At 51.6% G+C, this 16,751-nt stretch carries 17 protein-coding genes and 2 tRNA genes; 11 read left to right on the top strand and 8 right to left on the bottom strand.

Features of this window, described 5'->3' with window-relative positions; genetic code table 11:
* The first annotated feature begins 187 nt into the window (after positions 1 to 187).
* From U9S71_RS18315 to U9S71_RS18305, 3 genes are read left to right on the top strand one after another with little or no spacing between them, the layout of a single operon-like run.
* A complete protein-coding gene (locus tag U9S71_RS18315) occupies positions 188 to 601 on the top strand; it encodes a hypothetical protein (RefSeq protein WP_326329164.1) in 414 nt (137 codons plus the stop codon).
* Between the two features lie 12 nt (positions 602 to 613).
* Positions 614 to 1,588, top strand: a complete 975-nt coding sequence (locus U9S71_RS18310; RefSeq protein WP_326329163.1) for a Gfo/Idh/MocA family protein — start codon at positions 614 to 616, stop codon at positions 1,586 to 1,588.
* The gene (locus U9S71_RS18305; protein WP_326329162.1) at positions 1,581 to 2,807 is read left to right on the top strand and encodes a Tm-1-like ATP-binding domain-containing protein; all 1,227 of its coding nucleotides are present in this window, start codon (positions 1,581 to 1,583) and stop codon (positions 2,805 to 2,807) included. Before U9S71_RS18310 ends, U9S71_RS18305 begins: the two co-directional genes overlap by 8 nt.
* Before the next feature lie 228 nt (positions 2,808 to 3,035).
* Here the strand turns inward: U9S71_RS18305 and U9S71_RS18300 are convergent, their stop codons facing one another.
* Positions 3,036 to 3,230 (bottom strand): hypothetical protein, encoded by a 195-nt coding sequence (locus U9S71_RS18300; protein WP_326329161.1) that lies wholly within the window; start codon positions 3,228 to 3,230, stop codon positions 3,036 to 3,038.
* A 282-nt stretch (positions 3,231 to 3,512) separates the two neighbouring features.
* On the opposite strand from U9S71_RS18300, the gene U9S71_RS18295 reads away from it, so the two are divergent.
* Together U9S71_RS18295 and U9S71_RS18290 are read left to right on the top strand one after the other, a co-directional pair.
* Entirely contained in the window at positions 3,513 to 3,818 is a 306-nt protein-coding gene (locus U9S71_RS18295; RefSeq protein WP_326329160.1) for a hypothetical protein, read from the top strand.
* A complete protein-coding gene (locus tag U9S71_RS18290; RefSeq protein ID WP_326329158.1) occupies positions 3,790 to 4,650 on the top strand; it encodes a phosphoenolpyruvate hydrolase family protein in 861 nt (286 codons plus the stop codon). The genes U9S71_RS18295 and U9S71_RS18290 overlap by 29 nt, the downstream gene beginning before the upstream one ends.
* A gap of 12 nt (positions 4,651 to 4,662) precedes the next feature.
* Here U9S71_RS18290 and U9S71_RS18285 read toward each other — a convergent pair whose 3' ends face one another.
* From U9S71_RS18285 to U9S71_RS18275, 3 genes are all read right to left on the bottom strand, one after another.
* The gene (locus tag U9S71_RS18285; RefSeq protein ID WP_326329156.1) at positions 4,663 to 5,670 is read right to left on the bottom strand and encodes an ATP-binding protein; all 1,008 of its coding nucleotides are present in this window, start codon (positions 5,668 to 5,670) and stop codon (positions 4,663 to 4,665) included.
* 20 nt (positions 5,671 to 5,690) lie between these two features.
* A complete protein-coding gene (locus U9S71_RS18280; protein WP_326329154.1) occupies positions 5,691 to 6,032 on the bottom strand; it encodes a hypothetical protein in 342 nt (113 codons plus the stop codon).
* Between the two features lie 167 nt (positions 6,033 to 6,199).
* Positions 6,200 to 7,282 (bottom strand): SMP-30/gluconolactonase/LRE family protein, encoded by a 1,083-nt coding sequence (locus U9S71_RS18275; protein ID WP_326329152.1) that lies wholly within the window; start codon positions 7,280 to 7,282, stop codon positions 6,200 to 6,202.
* Between the two features lie 289 nt (positions 7,283 to 7,571).
* Here U9S71_RS18275 and thrA point away from each other — a divergent pair, with 289 nt between their 5' ends.
* The 3 genes from thrA to thrC are packed head-to-tail and all read left to right on the top strand — an operon-like array spanning position 7,572 to position 12,298.
* Positions 7,572 to 10,019: a bifunctional aspartate kinase/homoserine dehydrogenase I gene (gene thrA, locus U9S71_RS18270; RefSeq protein WP_326329150.1), complete on the top strand. Its 2,448-nt coding sequence runs from the start codon at positions 7,572 to 7,574 to the stop codon at positions 10,017 to 10,019.
* A gap of 13 nt (positions 10,020 to 10,032) precedes the next feature.
* Positions 10,033 to 10,974: a homoserine kinase gene (locus U9S71_RS18265; protein ID WP_326329148.1), complete on the top strand. Its 942-nt coding sequence runs from the start codon at positions 10,033 to 10,035 to the stop codon at positions 10,972 to 10,974.
* Between the two features lie 16 nt (positions 10,975 to 10,990).
* Positions 10,991 to 12,298, top strand: coding sequence for a threonine synthase (gene thrC / locus U9S71_RS18260; RefSeq protein ID WP_326329215.1), 1,308 nt, complete (start codon positions 10,991 to 10,993; stop codon positions 12,296 to 12,298).
* 1 nt (position 12,299) lies between these two features.
* Here thrC and U9S71_RS18255 read toward each other — a convergent pair whose 3' ends face one another.
* Together U9S71_RS18255 and U9S71_RS18250 are read right to left on the bottom strand one after the other, a co-directional pair.
* Complete coding sequence (locus U9S71_RS18255; RefSeq protein ID WP_326329146.1) at positions 12,300 to 12,938, bottom strand: ABC transporter substrate-binding protein; 639 nt, start codon at positions 12,936 to 12,938, stop codon at positions 12,300 to 12,302.
* A 30-nt stretch (positions 12,939 to 12,968) separates the two neighbouring features.
* Positions 12,969 to 13,145 carry a hypothetical protein gene (locus tag U9S71_RS18250; protein ID WP_326329145.1) on the bottom strand — a complete coding sequence of 59 codons (177 nt, stop codon included), beginning with the start codon at positions 13,143 to 13,145 and terminating at the stop codon, positions 12,969 to 12,971.
* Between the two features lie 223 nt (positions 13,146 to 13,368).
* Between U9S71_RS18250 and U9S71_RS18245 the strand changes: the two genes are divergently transcribed.
* Both U9S71_RS18245 and U9S71_RS18240 read left to right on the top strand, forming a co-directional pair.
* Positions 13,369 to 14,385: a sensor histidine kinase gene (locus U9S71_RS18245; protein WP_326329144.1), complete on the top strand. Its 1,017-nt coding sequence runs from the start codon at positions 13,369 to 13,371 to the stop codon at positions 14,383 to 14,385.
* A gap of 17 nt (positions 14,386 to 14,402) precedes the next feature.
* Positions 14,403 to 15,122, top strand: a complete 720-nt coding sequence (locus U9S71_RS18240) for a LytR/AlgR family response regulator transcription factor (protein ID WP_326329143.1) — start codon at positions 14,403 to 14,405, stop codon at positions 15,120 to 15,122.
* An 89-nt stretch (positions 15,123 to 15,211) separates the two neighbouring features.
* On the opposite strand, the gene U9S71_RS18235 is transcribed toward U9S71_RS18240, so the two are convergent.
* Positions 15,212 to 15,285 (bottom strand) — tRNA-Pro (locus U9S71_RS18235).
* A gap of 151 nt (positions 15,286 to 15,436) precedes the next feature.
* Here U9S71_RS18235 and U9S71_RS18230 point away from each other — a divergent pair.
* Positions 15,437 to 15,510, top strand: a tRNA-Pro gene (locus U9S71_RS18230).
* A gap of 182 nt (positions 15,511 to 15,692) precedes the next feature.
* Here the strand turns inward: U9S71_RS18230 and U9S71_RS18225 are convergent.
* Complete coding sequence (locus U9S71_RS18225) at positions 15,693 to 16,532, bottom strand: phage lytic cycle repressor MrpR family protein (protein WP_026357444.1); 840 nt, start codon at positions 16,530 to 16,532, stop codon at positions 15,693 to 15,695.
* Positions 16,533 to 16,751 lie beyond the last annotated feature (219 nt).

Genomic DNA, 16,751 nt, shown 5'->3' with positions numbered 1-16,751 from the left:
CGTGGGTACCCGGCAGGTGCGTGTGGATAACAGCCGCATCAGCACACCACCCATGAAATCGGGCTCAACTACCGGCTCGGTGGGAGGCAAGAATTGTTGTAGGAGAACACGTACCGTCTCTGTTATTTTGAGTCACACCCAAGCCATGGCACGTTTTTGGTGGCCATTTTGGCCTATGAAAGGAAGAATGAATACCTATTTTGCATGGATGAGCATCGTGCTGTTGATCGGCGCGGGCGCTTGTGAGGAGAAAACGCAACTCCTTACCGGTACGAGGGAAAGCGATGAAGAAAAGCTGCGGGAGCTACGCGAGAAAATCGATTCGCTCTCGCTGATGTATCCCTGCGGCGACGCTTCCGAATGGCGATTTACCGCCATCGGTGCGAAGGCTTGCGGCGGCCCCACGGGCTACGTGCCCTATTCAATCAAGTTGGATACAACGGCTTTCCTGAAAATGGTGGGAAGCTACACCGCGCTTCAAGATGCGTACAACCGCGAATACGGCATCGCCTCGGATTGCGCCTATGTAATGCCGCCCAACCAGGTAGTCTGCGAAGCGGGCAAACCGAAGCTGGTGTGGGAAGATCTGTCCGTACGATAAATAAAGCAAACCATGGAAGTAAAATGGGGGATAATCGGTGCCGGCGACGTAACCGAAGTGAAAAGCGGCCCGGCATTCCAACAGGTGGAACATTCGCACTTGGTAGCAGTGATGCGTCGGGATGGGGCGAAAGCAAAAAGCTATGCCGAGCGCCACGGCGTGCCACGGTGGTGCACCGATGCGCAACAGCTTATGGACGACCCCGAGGTGAATGCGATTTATGTAGCCACGCCGCCCGATACGCATCTGCACTATGCCACCGCCGCATTGCGGGCGGGAAAGCCGGTGTACCTCGAAAAACCCATGACATTGAACCGTGAAGAGGCGAAGGCGTTGGTAGAGGCACAGCAGGCATCCGGCGTAAAGCTATCTGTAGCCCATTACCGTCGCGAACAGCCCTACTTCAAGAAAGTGAAGGAATTGATTGATGGCCACATCGGCACACCGCGCATTGCCAACCTGCGATATTACCAGCAGCCGCTCGCCGCGGACATACTGCAGTCGCCCGGAATGCAATGGCGGCTCAATCCGGAGCAATCCGGCGGGGGGTTGTTCCACGATTTGGCTCCCCACCAGATCGACCTGATGCATTATTTTTTCGGAGATATAGCGGAAAGCGGCGGTATGGCCCGCAACCAGGCAAAGTTATATGGAGCCGCTGATGTGGTATCGGGCCAGGTCTGGTTTGAAAATGGGGTGCTTTTCAACGGGCAGTGGGCCTTTAACGTGGCGGAAAAGCGTGATGTGTGTGAAGTGATCGGCTCGGAGGGGAAGGTTTCGTTCTCGGTATTCGATTACCAGCCCATTAAATTAGTGAACGGACGAGGTGTGCAACAGTTCAACTTTGACCCGTTACCGCACGTGCAGCAACCCATGATTGCGGCGGTGGTTTCGTATATCCGGGGTGTGGGACCTAATCCGTGCAGCGTGCAGGAAGGGTGCGACGTGATGAAGGTGTTGGATCATTTCGTGGAGGACTATGGCTAGCGTTCAAAAATCCATTGTACTACTGGGTTGCTTTGATACCAAAGGGCCCGACTTTTCGTTTCTACGCGCCTGTATATTGGGGCATGGCGAGTCGGTGATGACCATCAATACGGGTACGTATGGGAGTACGGGCGATTTCCCGGTCGACTTTGAAGCCAATCGGGTGGCTTCGGCAGCAGGACATACCCTCGCCGAACTGCAGGAACGTGCCGACCGCGGCTATGCGGTAGATGTGATGGGGCGTGGCGCTGCTAGCATCCTGAAGCGACTCCACGAGGAGGGTAAGCTGAAAGCGGTGATGGGTATGGGCGGTGGCGGTGGCACCTACATCGCCCTGGCCGCCATGCAAGCGGTTCCACTAGGCATTCCGAAATTGTGCGTCAGCACGGTGGCATCGAAAGACCTTTCACGCCAGGTGGGCAGCAAAGATATTGCGTTGATGCCGTCGGTGGTCGATATTGCCGGACTGAACAGTATCAGCCGGATGCTGATCAAGCAGGCAGCTGCGGCCCTCTGCGGAATGGCCAATGTGCAGGGTGAAAGCGAGACATCCGACACCAAGGGACGGATTGCGATTTCGATGTTTGGCAACACGACTGCCTGCGTAACGGCCTGTACCGAATTGTTGCAAGCGCGCGGATATGAAGTGTTTGTATTCCATGCCAACGGGGTGGGCGGGCAGACCATGGAATCGCTTATCGATGAGGGATGTTTTGATGGAGTGCTAGACCTTACGACCACCGAGCTGGCCGACGAGCTGTGCGGTGGTATCTGCAGTGCGGGTCCGGCGCGTATGGAGGCGGCGACCCGTTGCGGTGTGCCGCAGGTGGTGGCCCCAGGGTGCTTGGATATGGTCAATTTTGCCCACCCGGATACCGTACCCCCGCGGTACCGCCAGCGCCAATTTTACCATTGGGCACCCGACGTGACGCTGATGCGCACCGACGCGGAGGAAAACCGGCAACTGGCCGGGCTGCTTACGGGTAAGCTTAATCGTGCACAGGCACCTGTCGCTATCCTTTTACCCACCTACGGGCTTTCGCAGATTGACGCCGAGGGGGGTGTTTTTTCGGCACCGGAGACGAACCGCGCACTGTTCGATACGATACGCGCAACGGCAAGTGAGCACATAGCCGTAACGGAGATTGCTGCGCACATCAACGAGGAGGTTTTTGCCCGGCAGGCTGTGGAGACGTTGCTCCAACTTATGGGGCGTTAGTTGTGGTAAGGTTTTTTGTTTTCCGCTCTATGCCGCGGGGCATGGCACTTGGAATGCACCCAAGTGCCCAAGGTGCTTCGGCTTGCCTGCTCCGTTGCAACCCGTTGCCGCATGCACCGCAGCGAACCGAAGCCACCCCCATGCATTAGCCCATCCCTTCGTTCGTCGGTTCGCTATCGGGCATGCCTGGCTGCCGGTTGCTGCCTCCGCAGGCTAGGCCGTCTGCGTTCAACTGTTATCTTCGGATGGTTTCGCTCCAAAGGCATCCAGCGCCCGCGCATGCTCGCCATGAAGGCGACTTCTCTTTTTCCGCTCTATGCCGCGGGGCATGGCACTTGGAATGCACCCAAGTGCCCAAGGTGCTTCGGCTTGCCTGCTCCGTTGCAACCCGTTGCCGCATGCACCGCAGCGAACCGAAGCCACCCCCATGCATTAGCCCATCCCTTCGTTCGTCGGTTCGCTATCGGGCATGCCTGGCTGCCGGTTGCTGCCTCCGCAGGCTAGGCCGTCTGCGTTCAACTGTTATCTTCGGATGGTTTCGCTCCAAAGGCATCCAGCGCCCGCGCATGCTCGCCATGAAGGAATGACGCTGCGGATTGGAACGTAGATAGGTCTGTGATAGCTGCGTCTGGGTGCTGTCAGTAACGCCCGTTCGGAGGCAGGACCGGCCTTGGCGCAGTTGGATGTGTAGGCCGTGGTGGTGCGTTGCAGCAACGATGGGGTACCTACCTCACCAAGTGGAACCCCGCCATGGGGTGGGCCATGGGTGCAGGCGGCCTAGGGTTCGCGCCGTTGCACCAGCGCGCAGCCGGAACAACAACTGCGGCACAGCCTTGCGTTTTGGTTCTTTGGGGCAAGCCAAAGAACAAAGCCCTGTCGCGGCCAGCGACGGAAAGCCTCGCAGGCAGGCATAGCCAAGCAGATTTGCGTATATTATTAAACTTGCCGACCTTCGTGCCACAGACAAAAAACGATTTTAACTATGCCAAATCCATGGACCGGGGTAGGTAACCCCTATACGAAACAGGAAGTAAGGGAACGCTTGCAGCAGACGCTAGCCGATAAGAAGGCCATCATTGCGGCGGGTGCAGGCACCGGTATCAGTGCCAAATTCATCGAGCGCGGCGGTGCCGACCTCATCATCATCTACAATTCGGGGCGTTTCCGCATGGCCGGGCACGGGTCGACAGCCGGGCTGATGGCTTACGGCGATGCGAATGCGGAGGCACTGGAAATTGGTGAATTTGAGGTGCTGCCGGTGGTGAATGAGGTGCCCGTGATCTGTGGCGTACATGGATCCGATCCGAGGCGCCGCATGTGGCACCACCTGCTGAAAGTAAAAGACATGGGTTTTTCGGGTGTTAATAATTTCCCTACCCACTCCATCGTAGACGGGCATTTTAGGAATGTGCTGGAAGAGACAGGGATGGGCTTTGCCAAGGAGGTGGAGATGATTAGGTTAGCCACGAAGATGGACCTGTTTTCGATTGTATATGTAGCCACGCCTGAAGAAGCCAAACAAATGGCCGATGCGGGTGCCGATGCCATCATTTCGCACGTCGGTACCACGGTGGGTGGATCCATCGGTGTGGTGAACGCGTCGCGTAGCATGGATTTTGCGGTGGAGCGCACGCAGGAAATCATTGAAGCGGGTCGGTCGGTTAACCCCGATGTTTTCTTCCTTGCCCACGGTGGGCCCATCAATACACCGGAGGACGTCCGTTGGGTGCTTGACCACACCGATGTACAGGGTTTTGTGGGGGCTTCTTCGTTGGAGCGGATGGGAGTGGAAGAGTCGCTCACCGCGTTGACGCGCTCCTTTAAAGCGTTGACGTTGAAATAGTACGATCACCGATTAGGCCGGCAGCGAAACAATAAAGCTGGTGCCTGTTTCGCCATCGCTTTCCATCTCGATGGTGCCACCATGAGATTCGATGATGGTTTTGGTAAGGTACAACCCTAAGCCGGTAGTTGGTTCGCCGGCCGTACCGGGGCGTCGGGCTTTCGTGAATTTGTCGAATATCCGATCGCGCATATCCTTGGGGATGCCGATGCCGGTATCGCGCACCACCAGAAATACCCGGTCGCCGGGGGCTGCGCGGGTGGATAGCGTAATGGTACCGCCGGGGTGCGAGAACTTAATGCTGTTTGAAAGCATGTTATTAATGGCCCTTTTTAGCTTGTGGCGGTCTACCTTGATGTTAAGATTGCTGTATAACTGTTTGGATAAGTTCAACTGTTTATTATCCAACTGCTCGCTCAACGAGGTGGTGCATTCATCAACCAATTCGTCGATATTTTCCATTTCTAACGATAGTGTTTCGGTGGGCGACTGTTCCGTGTTTAGGATATCCTGTATCAGTACCTGCGCATAGTCGCAGCTTTCGCTCAATTTGTCAATCAGTTCCTGGTGTTGACCCAGTGCGGGGTCGGCCCGCAGGATGGTGCCCAGCATGGTAATGGAGGCAATGGGGCTACGGAGGTCGTGTGCCGCAGCCAGCAGCGCAGCGCGTTGTTTTTCATGGTCGATATGCAAGTGCGTAAGTAAGTCGATTTGTTTGATGATACCATAGAAGCTTCCCTTGAAGGTAACGGGAAGTGCCGTGGCACCCGTGGCTTTCATTCGGGTCAGTACCGAGCTGACCGACGCGTTGGAGGTGACCGATGGCCATTGGCCCAAACAGTCAACCACCACCTGATGCCGTTTCATGGCCAGGTCTGACGCGGTGAGGATACCGATGGGATGCTCGTTGTCAACGACAACCAACACATCGGCGGTGTGCAAGAGCTGGGTGGCATAAACGGTTCCGGCATAGGCATCGATCGTGGTGTATTGTTTGGTTATCAGCGATTGTATGTTCATTGCCCCGTTTGTGTTTCGTGTTAACTATTTAGGTTACTCAACGATATCCGCACATGCATATCAACCTGGATCAGTTCACCTTCACCGACATGTTCGAAAACATGCTGTTGCAACACATTCATAATTCGTTCTACCGGGATTTTGGTGAGGACGCGCCGATGGATGAAGACCGCTTCGATACCTTCGTGCCCCACCTCCGAATCGACGGGCTGAAAGGTTCCCGGTGCCAAAAGCTCCAGTGACTTACCCAGGCCGCGCTTGCCCTGGGTCGCATTTCTTGCCAAGATCAACACATCGTGCTGCAGGGGCAGCTGGAGTGTTTCGAAGCTGATATCGATGCCATATGTCTTTCCGGTATGCATTTTAGTTTGCCCATTGGTGGGACGTCATGTATAGACCTTCCCGCTGTACTAAAGTGACGGCAAAGGTAAAAATGCCGGCTTTTTTAACAAGGATAAACCGGTTGATAATCAGATATTGTAGTGGATTGCCGACAAGGGTACAACCTCACGGAATACGGCCGTAGGATTTACCTGTTGATCTTTACGCGTAATACTTGCTGATGGTTGGTGATGTAGATGGTTTTCTCGTCGGCCGATAAGGCCACATTGGATGCAGCCTTGTTCAGTTCGATTTTACCGAGCACGCGGCCTGCGCGGTTGAATATCCACACGCCGCCGGGTCCGCTGGCGAAGACCGTACCGTTTTTTGTGATTTTCAGGCCATCGGGTAGGCCGGGCAGGCTATCGCGCTCGGCGGTGGCGCTGTAAAACAACGTGGGGGTGGTTGGTGCTTCACGGACATCGAGCGTGTACCAGTTGGCCGCATTTGGGTCGGAACTGGCCACCAATAAGGTGTGCCCATCGGGGAAGAAAGCAATACCATTGGGCCGGGTGATACGGTCTGTTAACAAAATGACGTCGCCTTCCGGCGTTAATTTATACACGCCGTTGAATGGGATTTCCTTTGCCGGGTCGTCATCATTTTGCGCCGGTAGCCCATAGGGAGGGTCGGTAAAAAACAATGTGCCGGACGTGTTGTAGACGGCATCGTTGGGGCTACTGAAACGCATGCCTTCATATTGGCTGGCCAGGGCAGAAAAGGTGGCTGCCGGTTTATCCAGGGGTGCCTCCATCCGCGCTACCTGCCGGTTGCCATGTTGGCAGAGCACGAGATTTCCGCTATGATCCAGCAACAAGCCGTTGCTGCCGGGCTCTTTGCTTTGGGTAGGTGCTGCACCGGTGTAACCACTTGGTTGTAGATACACCTCGGTACCGCTTTCTTCGGTCCATTTATAAATCGTGTTTGAAGGTACGTCCGAGAATAGTAACATCTGTGTCGTTTCTACCCACAGTGGTCCCTCGCTCCATTTAAAACCTTCGGCAATGATCTCAATCGTGGCATTGGTGTCTATGATGGCATCCAGCGCCGCGTCGAGGCGCTGGATACTGCCGGTGGTCTTGTAGTTGGACTGCTGAGGTTGTTGGTTTTGGCAAGCGATGGTTATGCCGAGCATCAATGGGATGGCCAGAAAGCGGAGGTATTTCGCTTTCCGGGGGTGCTGTTGGTCGGCAAATTCAGGGGATGCGGCACTAGTTGGTGTGGTAAGCATGGGTTCTGTTCTCTCTGTTTCTTGGCTAAAGGTATTAAATTTTAAGGAGTAGTCGTAAATGATAAAAAAAGGATATTTTCCTTGCAAATTTCGAAATAAAGGGTTTCCTTTGTCGCGGAAATAGCAATCACAGTGAAAAAAAACACGACCATTACAACAACGATTACCACCGGGTATAATACACGGAGGAAGTAATTTTATGTTGTAGTCGTAACGATAAAAACCATAAAGCGCCTTCCTCGAGTAGAGGAGGGCGTTTTTAGTTTCAACAGGTGGTATAGGAGATAACATGAAGATACTCAAATTTGGCGGTACATCCGTAGGTACCGTAGAAAGCATCGGGGCGGTGCTCGAAATCGTAAGGAAGTCGCACGAGGCCGGCGAGCGGCCAATCATTGTGCTCTCGGCAATGGCCGGTATGACCAACCTGCTCACCCGGCTTGCCACGGAGGCGGCGGAAGGGAAAGATTTTGTCGACGGATTGAAAGAAATGGAATTGCGCCATTTCTCGGTAGTAAAGCAACTGATTGCTGTAAAACGGCAAAATCCCGTATTTACCAAGTTGAGGATTTACCTGAATGAATTGGAAGACCTGCTGCAGGGTGTGTATAACCTCCGCGAACTGAGCTTGCAGAGCAAGGATCTGATTGTGAGTTACGGCGAACGGTGTTCGGTACTGCTGGTGAGCAAAATTGCCGAGCAATATTTCCCAGCGGTAGATTTCGTGGATACCACGCAGCTCATCCAAACCGACAGCCATTTCGGTAGCGCACATGTGAACCAGTCCCTTTCGGAGCAAGCGATTAGGGCACATGTGGCCGAAAGCGGATCGAAGCTATTGTTCTTTACGGGATTTATCGCCGCCAATGAACAAGGGCGGGTAACTACCCTAGGGCGGGGTGGGAGCGACTATACCGCAGCCATCATCGGCTCGGCACTCGGGGCTGATGCGATCGAGATCTGGACCGATGTAGATGGGATGCTAACTGCAGACCCCCGTATGGTGAAGAAAGCGTTTTCACTGCCTGTTCTTTCCTATACAGAAGCCATGGAGCTGTCTTACTTCGGGGCGAAGGTCATCTATCCTCCAACGATGATTCCGGCATTTCTCAAGAAAATTCCCATTCTGATCCGCAATACGTTTAATCCGGAGTTTGCCGGCACCATGATTCAGTACGATAGTGGCAAGACCGCATTGCCGATCAAAGGCATCTCGTCCATTCCAGCCATCAGCATCATCAATGTGATGGGTGGGGGCATGGTGGGCCGTACGGGTTTCAGCGGCCGCTTATTTACGTTGCTGGCCCGCGAAGAGATCAACGTGGTATTGATTACCCAGTCGTCCTCCGAGCATAGCATCACCTTTGCCGTGCACCCTGCCGATGCGCAGCGGGCAAAGGCGCTGATCGAAGCCGAGTTTGAGCTGGAATTGCAGGCCAATAAGCTATCGGAACCCGAAATTGAAGGAAACCTTTCGGTACTCGCCATTGTGGGCGAAAACATGAAGCAAACGCCGGGTATGTCGGGCAAGTTATTCCACGCCCTGGGCCGTAACGGGATTAATGTGCGGGCCATTGCCCAAGGCTCATCGGAATATAACATTTCGGTCATCATCAGCCATGACGATTTGGCAAAAGCGTTGAATGCGGTGCACGATGCGTTCTTTGCTAAGCTGAATAAAACATTGCATGTGTTTAACGTGGGTACCGGCAACATCGGGTCGACCCTTTTCCGGCAGATACGCGAACAGCACGGCTTCCTGCTCGATAACAACGACATTGAAATTAAAGTCGTCGGCATTAGCAATTCGCGGAAGATGCTCTTCCATGGCGAAGGCATCGCGCTGGATGATTGGAAAGCGCAGTTGGAGGCCTCGGACGAACCAGCCGATTTGGATGTATTTGTATCGCGGATGAAGCAGATGAACCTACCCAACTGTGTGTTTATCGATAATACTGCAAGCGAGTTGCCCATCAAGCATTACGAAGGATTGTTCCAATCGAACATCTCGGTGGTGACTTGCAACAAAATAGCCAATTCGGGCCGCTATAAACAATACCGGATGCTCCGGGATACCGCCCGCCGGCATGGCGTGGATTTCTTTTATGAAACCAACGTGGGTGCGGGGCTGCCGATTGTTCGGGTACTTCGCGACCTGATGATGAGTGGCGACCGGATTGTCCGTATCGAGGCCATCCTTTCGGGTACGATTTCTTATATCTTCAACAACTTTACGGGCGACGCGTCGTTTTACGATGTGGTGAAAACTGCGCAGGAGCTCGGCTATACGGAGCCCGATCCGCGCGACGACCTGAAAGGTACGGATTTCATGCGTAAGATGCTGATCCTGGCCCGCGATGCGGGGTACCCGCTCGAACCCGAAGCGGTGCAGCTTGGGGGCATCTTGCCCGATGCCTGCATCAATGCGGCTTCGGTGGATGATTTTTACCGTGAACTGAAAGCCGCCGATGCCCATTTCGATGCCTTGAAGAAAAAGGCGCAGGCGGAAAACAAGGTGCTCCGCTATATCGGTACACTGGCCGATGGCCAGGTAAACATTGCACTGGAAATGGTGGATGGCAACCATCCGTTTTTCGCCCTGTCGGGCAGCGATAACATCATTTCGTTTACGACCGAACGGTACAAGGAACGGCCGTTGGTGGTTAAAGGACCGGGTGCCGGAGCGGAGGTGACCGCAGCGGGGGTATTTGCGGATTTGGTCAATGTAGGGGCATAATTAAATGGAAGCTATGGAAAAGGAACAAGTACATGTGTTTGCGCCCGCTACGGTGGCCAATATGGTTTGTGGGTTTGACGTGCTGGGGTTTGCCCTCGATGAGCCGGGTGACGAAGTGCGTATGCGGAAGGTGGAAGAGCCGGGTGTCCACTTGGTAGACGTAACCGGAGACGATGGGCGACTGCCCCGCGAAGCCGCAAAGAATACCGTGAGTGCCAGTGTGCTGACCTACCTGCGGCATATCGGGCGGACCGACCTGGGTGTAGCCATCGAATTGCATAAGCAGATGCCTATCGGCAGCGGCTTGGGGTCGAGCGCAGCAAGCACCGTGGCCGGACTATTCGCCATCAATACGTTACTCGGCAACCCGCTGTCGCGCGAGGAACTGCTCCTCTTTGCGGTAGCGGGCGAAGAGTTGGCCTGCGGCCACGGCCATGCCGATAACGTGGCACCCGCATTGATGGGTGGAATTACCTTGATACGGGGTTACGATCCCCTAGACGTGGTGAAGCTGCCCGCCCCACCGTCGCTATTCGCATCGGTGGTGTTTCCGCACGTGGATGTGCCTACGCGCGATGCGCGCCAGATGATCCGCAAGAAAGTGGCGCTTCAGGATGCCGTAACACAGTGGGGCAACATCGCCGGATTGGTGGCTGGGCTTTATAGCAACGATTACGAACTCATCGGGCGGAGCATGCACGATGTACTCATTGAACCCACCCGGGCTATCCTTATTCCCGAATTTTATGAGATGCGCCGCGTGGCCATGGAATCCGGCGCACTCAGCTTCGGTATTTCAGGATCGGGACCATCGGTCTTCGCTTTCGCGCAAAGCAAAGACGTGGCCACCCGCATTACCGCTGCCGTGCAGGAGCTCTTGAATGGGCAGGGCATCGATAGCAACGGCTACGTATCGGGCATCAACAACACAGGGCCAAGAGAAATAGGGGACTAAATTGAATCAGACAACCATGCAACTGTATAGTACAAACAATAAAGATTTACGTGTACCGTTCAAGGAAGCGGTATTTAATAGCTTGCCGGCAGATAAAGGCTTATACATGCCGGAAACCATCCCGACACTGGATGCACATTTCATCCAGCACCTCTCTCGGTTTAGCTTCCAGGATATCGCATTTAAGGTTGCTTCGGCATTGATCGGCGATGCCATCCCTGCGGCGGATTTGCGCCGTATCATCGATGACGCCATTGATTTCGATGCGCCGGTGCGCCCGCTGGATAGCGGTATGGCCGTGTTGGAGCTGTTTCACGGCCCTTCACTGGCGTTCAAGGATTTCGGTGCCCGTTTTATGAGCCGTGTGATGGCGGCGCTTTCGCAAGCGGACGACCGGGTGCTCGATGTACTGGTGGCAACCTCCGGCGACACCGGCGGAGCTGTAGCGTTGGGTTTCCTTGGGGTGCCGGGCACGCGGGTGACCATACTTTACCCCAAGGGGAAGGTGAGCCCCATACAGGAATTGCAACTCACGACCAACGGTCAGAACATCCATGCCATCGAAGTGGATGGCACCTTTGACGACTGCCAGGCACTGGTGAAAGAAGCGTTCAACGATCCGGAATTGAAAGCAGCGTTGCGGCTCACCTCGGCCAACTCGATCAACATTGCCCGGCTCATACCGCAGACCTTCTACTACTTTTATGCCTATGCCCAGTTGCAGGCACAAGGGATACGTGACGTTGTCTTTTCGGTGCCCAGCGGCAATTTCGGTAATATCGGAGCAGGCCTACTGGCCTATAAAATGGGGCTGCCCGTGAAACATTTCATCGCCGCCACCAATGTGAACGATACCGTACCACGCTTTTTGCACGACGGCCGGTATGAACCGCGCCCTTCGGTACAGACATTGGCCAATGCCATGGACGTTGGCAATCCGAGCAATTGGGTACGCATCATGGATATGTTCGATAACGACCGGGAAGCATTGAAACGGTTAGTGTCATCTTATACCGTTACCGATGCGGAAACGAGGGGCGCGATCCAGACGCTATTCGATCGTTATGGTTACGTTGCTTGTCCGCATACTGCAATTGCGTGGCTGGCTGCGGAGCACTATCGCCAAGAGCATCCGGGTACGTATGCATCGGTTTTCCTGTCGACTGCCCACCCGTGTAAATTCCCTGAGGTATTTACCGAGGAACTGACGGCGAAAATAGCCCTCCCCGTACAGGTAGACGGGTTGAAAGACCGGAAAAAAGAAGCGATGGCCCTGGATGTGGACTTTGGTGCTTTTAAACGCTACCTGCTGGGTGGGCGGTAGGTTATTGCACCTCGAATTTCATCCATGCATCTTCATCGCGGCCGAAAATAAATTGTTTCGGATGGAGGATTTCCGCCAGGATTTCGATGTCATCGCCAATGAGTGCCCCCGGCTGCCGCAGGTGGTCGGGGTGGTGGATGATAAACACATTACCTTGTTTTACCGCTGTTGTTTGGGCCCATTCGGGCGCGGCGAGCAGTGCCGGTAGCGCAGCCAGCAGTTGGGGCATGGGCGTTTCACTGATAACCACAATTACATCGGCAGATATGCCCTCGGTAAGTAAGCTGATGGGGATGCCGCCCGCGGTACGCGCGGCGGTTTCAAGATACGCATCGCTGATGAGTTGAACTGGTGAAAGGTCAGCCAAAAACAATACGCGCGGTTTGTTTTCATCAGCAATGAACTTTAATTTATGCGTAATGATATTGATGCGCTCTTCGAGGTCTTCGACCAACTGGTCGGCTTTTGATGCTGCATGAAGTGTATTACCGATATCGTGGATGGCGGTGTATACAGCATCAGGCGTGTGCGCACGCAGAAGTGCTTCGTGATGGGGCGCCTGCTCCAGTAGCGGGAGACAGGCCGTATCGAGGTCGAGGGCAGTCAGTATGCTTTGGAGAGATAGGGGTGTACTTCGCATGGAGGCAAAGGTACGCAAGTGCCCCCATTATCACCAAAGCAATACATTAAAAACATGGATATCTGGAAGCGAAATGAACGACGCGTTTAACTGGATGCGTTCTTGGGTGACGTCACTTTGGGGTTGTTTTGCTACCAGTATCAGGGCCACGAAAAATGGAATGACAAGCAGCATGAAGGGCGAAATGTTACTGAGAAACTTTTTCATCTTTTGTATGTTTCAGGGTTAGCTAATCGCATCAATTCTTTTTGCACACTACAAATAAACCAATTACAACCTAGCTGTGAAAAATTTTTAGACCAACGGTAGGATTTTCTAGACCAACGGGATCTGGCCGTTTGTCTGTTGAAATAGGGAATTGGCCGATGGAACGCGGGCGTTTGTCGATAAACGTAACTGATATTGGCAGCCTAGTCCTATATTTGCAATTATGCTTAAAAATAAGGAGATTTTGACGCATGGTTTGGTCTGGCTGGCCCTCATGACCATATTGTTCCTCGTAAACCTGAGGGAACACCTGGCCCATGCCGTTATCCTTATTCTGCTGTATGGTGCATTGAATATCATCATCTTCTATCTGCACTATTTTATCATCAATCCGCTGCTGATTGGCACTGGGCGGTATGGCCGCGCCCTGGGTTATATGGCTATTATTTTGGTGATATCTATCGTGGTGAAATACGGAATTGCCCTATTTTACGACGACATCATTTTGCAGTACCGCGATAGCGACGGCCAACAGAAAGTGCTAACGACTATACAGTATATGATGGCAGCGCTGATTTCGGGGCTGTTTTTTATGTTGCTAAGCACCGCCGTCTACGTGATTTCAATGAATTTCAAAACCCGGGAGGATCATAAGAACCTGGAAACTGAAAAACTCAATGCCGAACTGGCTTTCCTGCGGTCGCAGATCAACCCTCATTTTCTCTTTAACTCGCTGAACAACATTTACGCATTGGCCCTTAAAAAATCGGAGAAGGCTCCCGAGGCCATTCTTAAACTGTCTGAAATTATGCGTTATATGCTGTATGACAGCAATGTGAAAGCGGTGCTGCTGGAGCAAGAGATAAATTACCTGGAAAATTACATCGAGTTGCAGAAATTGCGTTTTAAAGAGGAGGTATATGTAGACCTGCATGTCCACATCGAAGACGCGCCGTACCGCATCATGCCGTTGCTATTGATTTCGTTTCTCGAAAATGCATTTAAGCATGGCGTGTCGACCGACGAAAACCGACCCATCCGTATCGATATTGGCGTTGAAAACGGCCGGTTACATTTTAAAGCTGAAAATGCAAAGCATCAGGTGAACAAAGATCAAACGAAAGGCATTGGGTTGACGAATCTTAAGCGGAGGCTGCAATTGGGGTATCCAGACCGGCACACCATCAACGTCGTTGAATCGGAAAATTATTACAGTAGCGAACTTTTCATATATTTATAACCCCAAAAGATTGGCCCATGGTACGATGTATTGCTGTAGACGACGAGCCGCTGGCATTAGACATCATCGCTGACTACGTAGAAAAGGTTCCCGAACTGACGTTGGTGGCTAGCACGACCAATGCCATAGAGGCGCTGGCGGTGGTACAAAATGGTGAGGTGGATCTGGTGTTTTTAGATGTGCAGATGCCCGAACTGACCGGTATACAATTCCTTAAAATCATCAATGGCAAATGCGATGTGATTCTCACCACGGCCTACCCGCAGTATGCGTTGGACGGCTATGAACTCAACGTGGTGGATTATTTATTGAAGCCCATTGCGTTTGATCGGTTTTACCGCTCGGTGCAGAAAGTGTTGAATAGTCGCTCGCCGCAGCAAGCGCCGCAGCCTGCTTCGCTGCCGCTTCCAAGTGATGCCGTGGATTTTATTTTCGTCAAGACCGAGCATAAAATTCAGCGGGTGGATTTGGAAGACATCCTGTACATCGAGGGGCTCAAAGATTACATTTCGATCTATACGACAGCCGAACGGATTGTCACCCTGCAGAACATGAAAAAGATGGAGAATATCCTGCCCACCAATCGGTTTGTACGGGTGCATCGCTCATATATCGTCGCTTTAGATAAAATAGCGAGCATTGAACGGGGGCGTATTTTTATCGAAGATAAGATTATTCCGGTAGGTGATACCTATCGCGATGCATTCTATAAATACATTGGCGACAGGAACGGTTGAGCCGGGATAGTGAAGTAGGTTAAATGTGCCGAAGGAACAAACAAAAAAAGCCGCGCTTACATTCCGTAAAGGCGGCTTTTTTTGTTAAGTCGGGTTGGCGGGATTCGAACCCACGACCTCCAGCACCCCATGCTGGCGCGATACCTGGCTACGCTACAACCCGATTGGGAGTGCAAAGATAAAAAAAAATTCAATCCAAGTCGGATAAAAAACGGGGTGCGTTTTTTTCACAAAATAAAAATTAGAATATCCATGAGAAGGACTGAATTTTTTCGTGAGAAAGTAATACTTTTGCACACCAACTCAACCAAAAGCGGGATGTAGCGCAGCCCGGTAGCGTGCTTCGTTCGGGACGAAGAGGCCGCAGGTTCGAATCCTGCCACCCCGACAAAAGCCACTGATTATCAGTGGCTTTTTCTTTTTTCGGACACATTTCGGACAAATTATATCTGAATATTGATTATTCAATAACCTAAGCAAAGTTAAGTTAAGCTAGAAGAATAACCCTTCTTAAAGAATGATTGGAACATAATGCTTGTTTCTATAGAGCGTGAAAAGTTCATCTTATTCTTATAAAAAATCAAGAGGGCTAGGAGTCTTTTGCTTGTCTATGTCAGTGATATGAGTGTAGATCATAGTCGTTTTTATATTTTCATGACCCAATAACTCTTTTACAATTCGGATATCGATACCTGATTGGATTAAATGTGTGGCATAAGAATGTCGCAATGTATGTACAGAGCCTTCCGACTGAACATTTGCTTTGATCAATGCTTTTTTCAGAATCAACTGTACACTTCGTTCGCTATACTTGCCACCCTTCTCACCTTCGAAGAGGTACTCCTTTGGCTTGAATGCTTGATAATAATGTCTCAAAGTCGCCAGCAATTTGTCTGGTAATGATACAATCCGATCTTTATTACCTTTGCTTTGATGGATTCTGATAATTCCATCGGAAGATTTTATGTCTTTGATTTTGAGATTCAACAGTTCGCTAAGACGTAGTCCACAACTATAGATTGTCATCAGAATAGCCTTGTGTTTTAGATTTTGAGTGTTATCGAGAATATTTCTTACTTCTTCTTTTGAAAAGAATTTAGGTAATTTAGAAAATGAGCGTTTCGGGTATAAGTAATCCAGTTGGATTTTTTTGTCCAATATCAGTTCGTACATCTTCTTGATTGCGCCCACTAATCCTTTTTGATAGGAAACACTAATTTTCCCATTTTGAACTTTTTCGTTTATAAACGCCTCAATATCTGACAGTGGAATTTCTTCAAGGGAGGGATATTTGCTAACATGTTTAAGAAATATACTAGCGTAATCCTTGTACGATCTAATGGTATTGCCAGCATATCTCTGCATCAGCAATCTCTTTTCGAAGGTTTCAAGTATGATTTCGCTATTCATATCAGGGAAATAGTATTTTATAATATTTTGTTTCGCTATTTGTGCGGTTTTATTTTTTAAATACAAATATATCAATATCTTATGTAGAAAGAAAAGTCAAATAACGAAACACGTATATAGGGTTGGTTAAGCGAAATTTTCCGTATATTCGTTTCGTTAAAACAGATGTTATGGGCCATTTTTGAATGACAATGCGAATAGATACAGACAAACAAATGA

Source organism: Parapedobacter flavus, from assembly GCF_035818675.1.
Lineage (GTDB): Bacteria > Bacteroidota > Bacteroidia > Sphingobacteriales > Sphingobacteriaceae > Parapedobacter > Parapedobacter flavus.
This window is presented reverse-complemented; position numbering and strand designations above follow the sequence as displayed.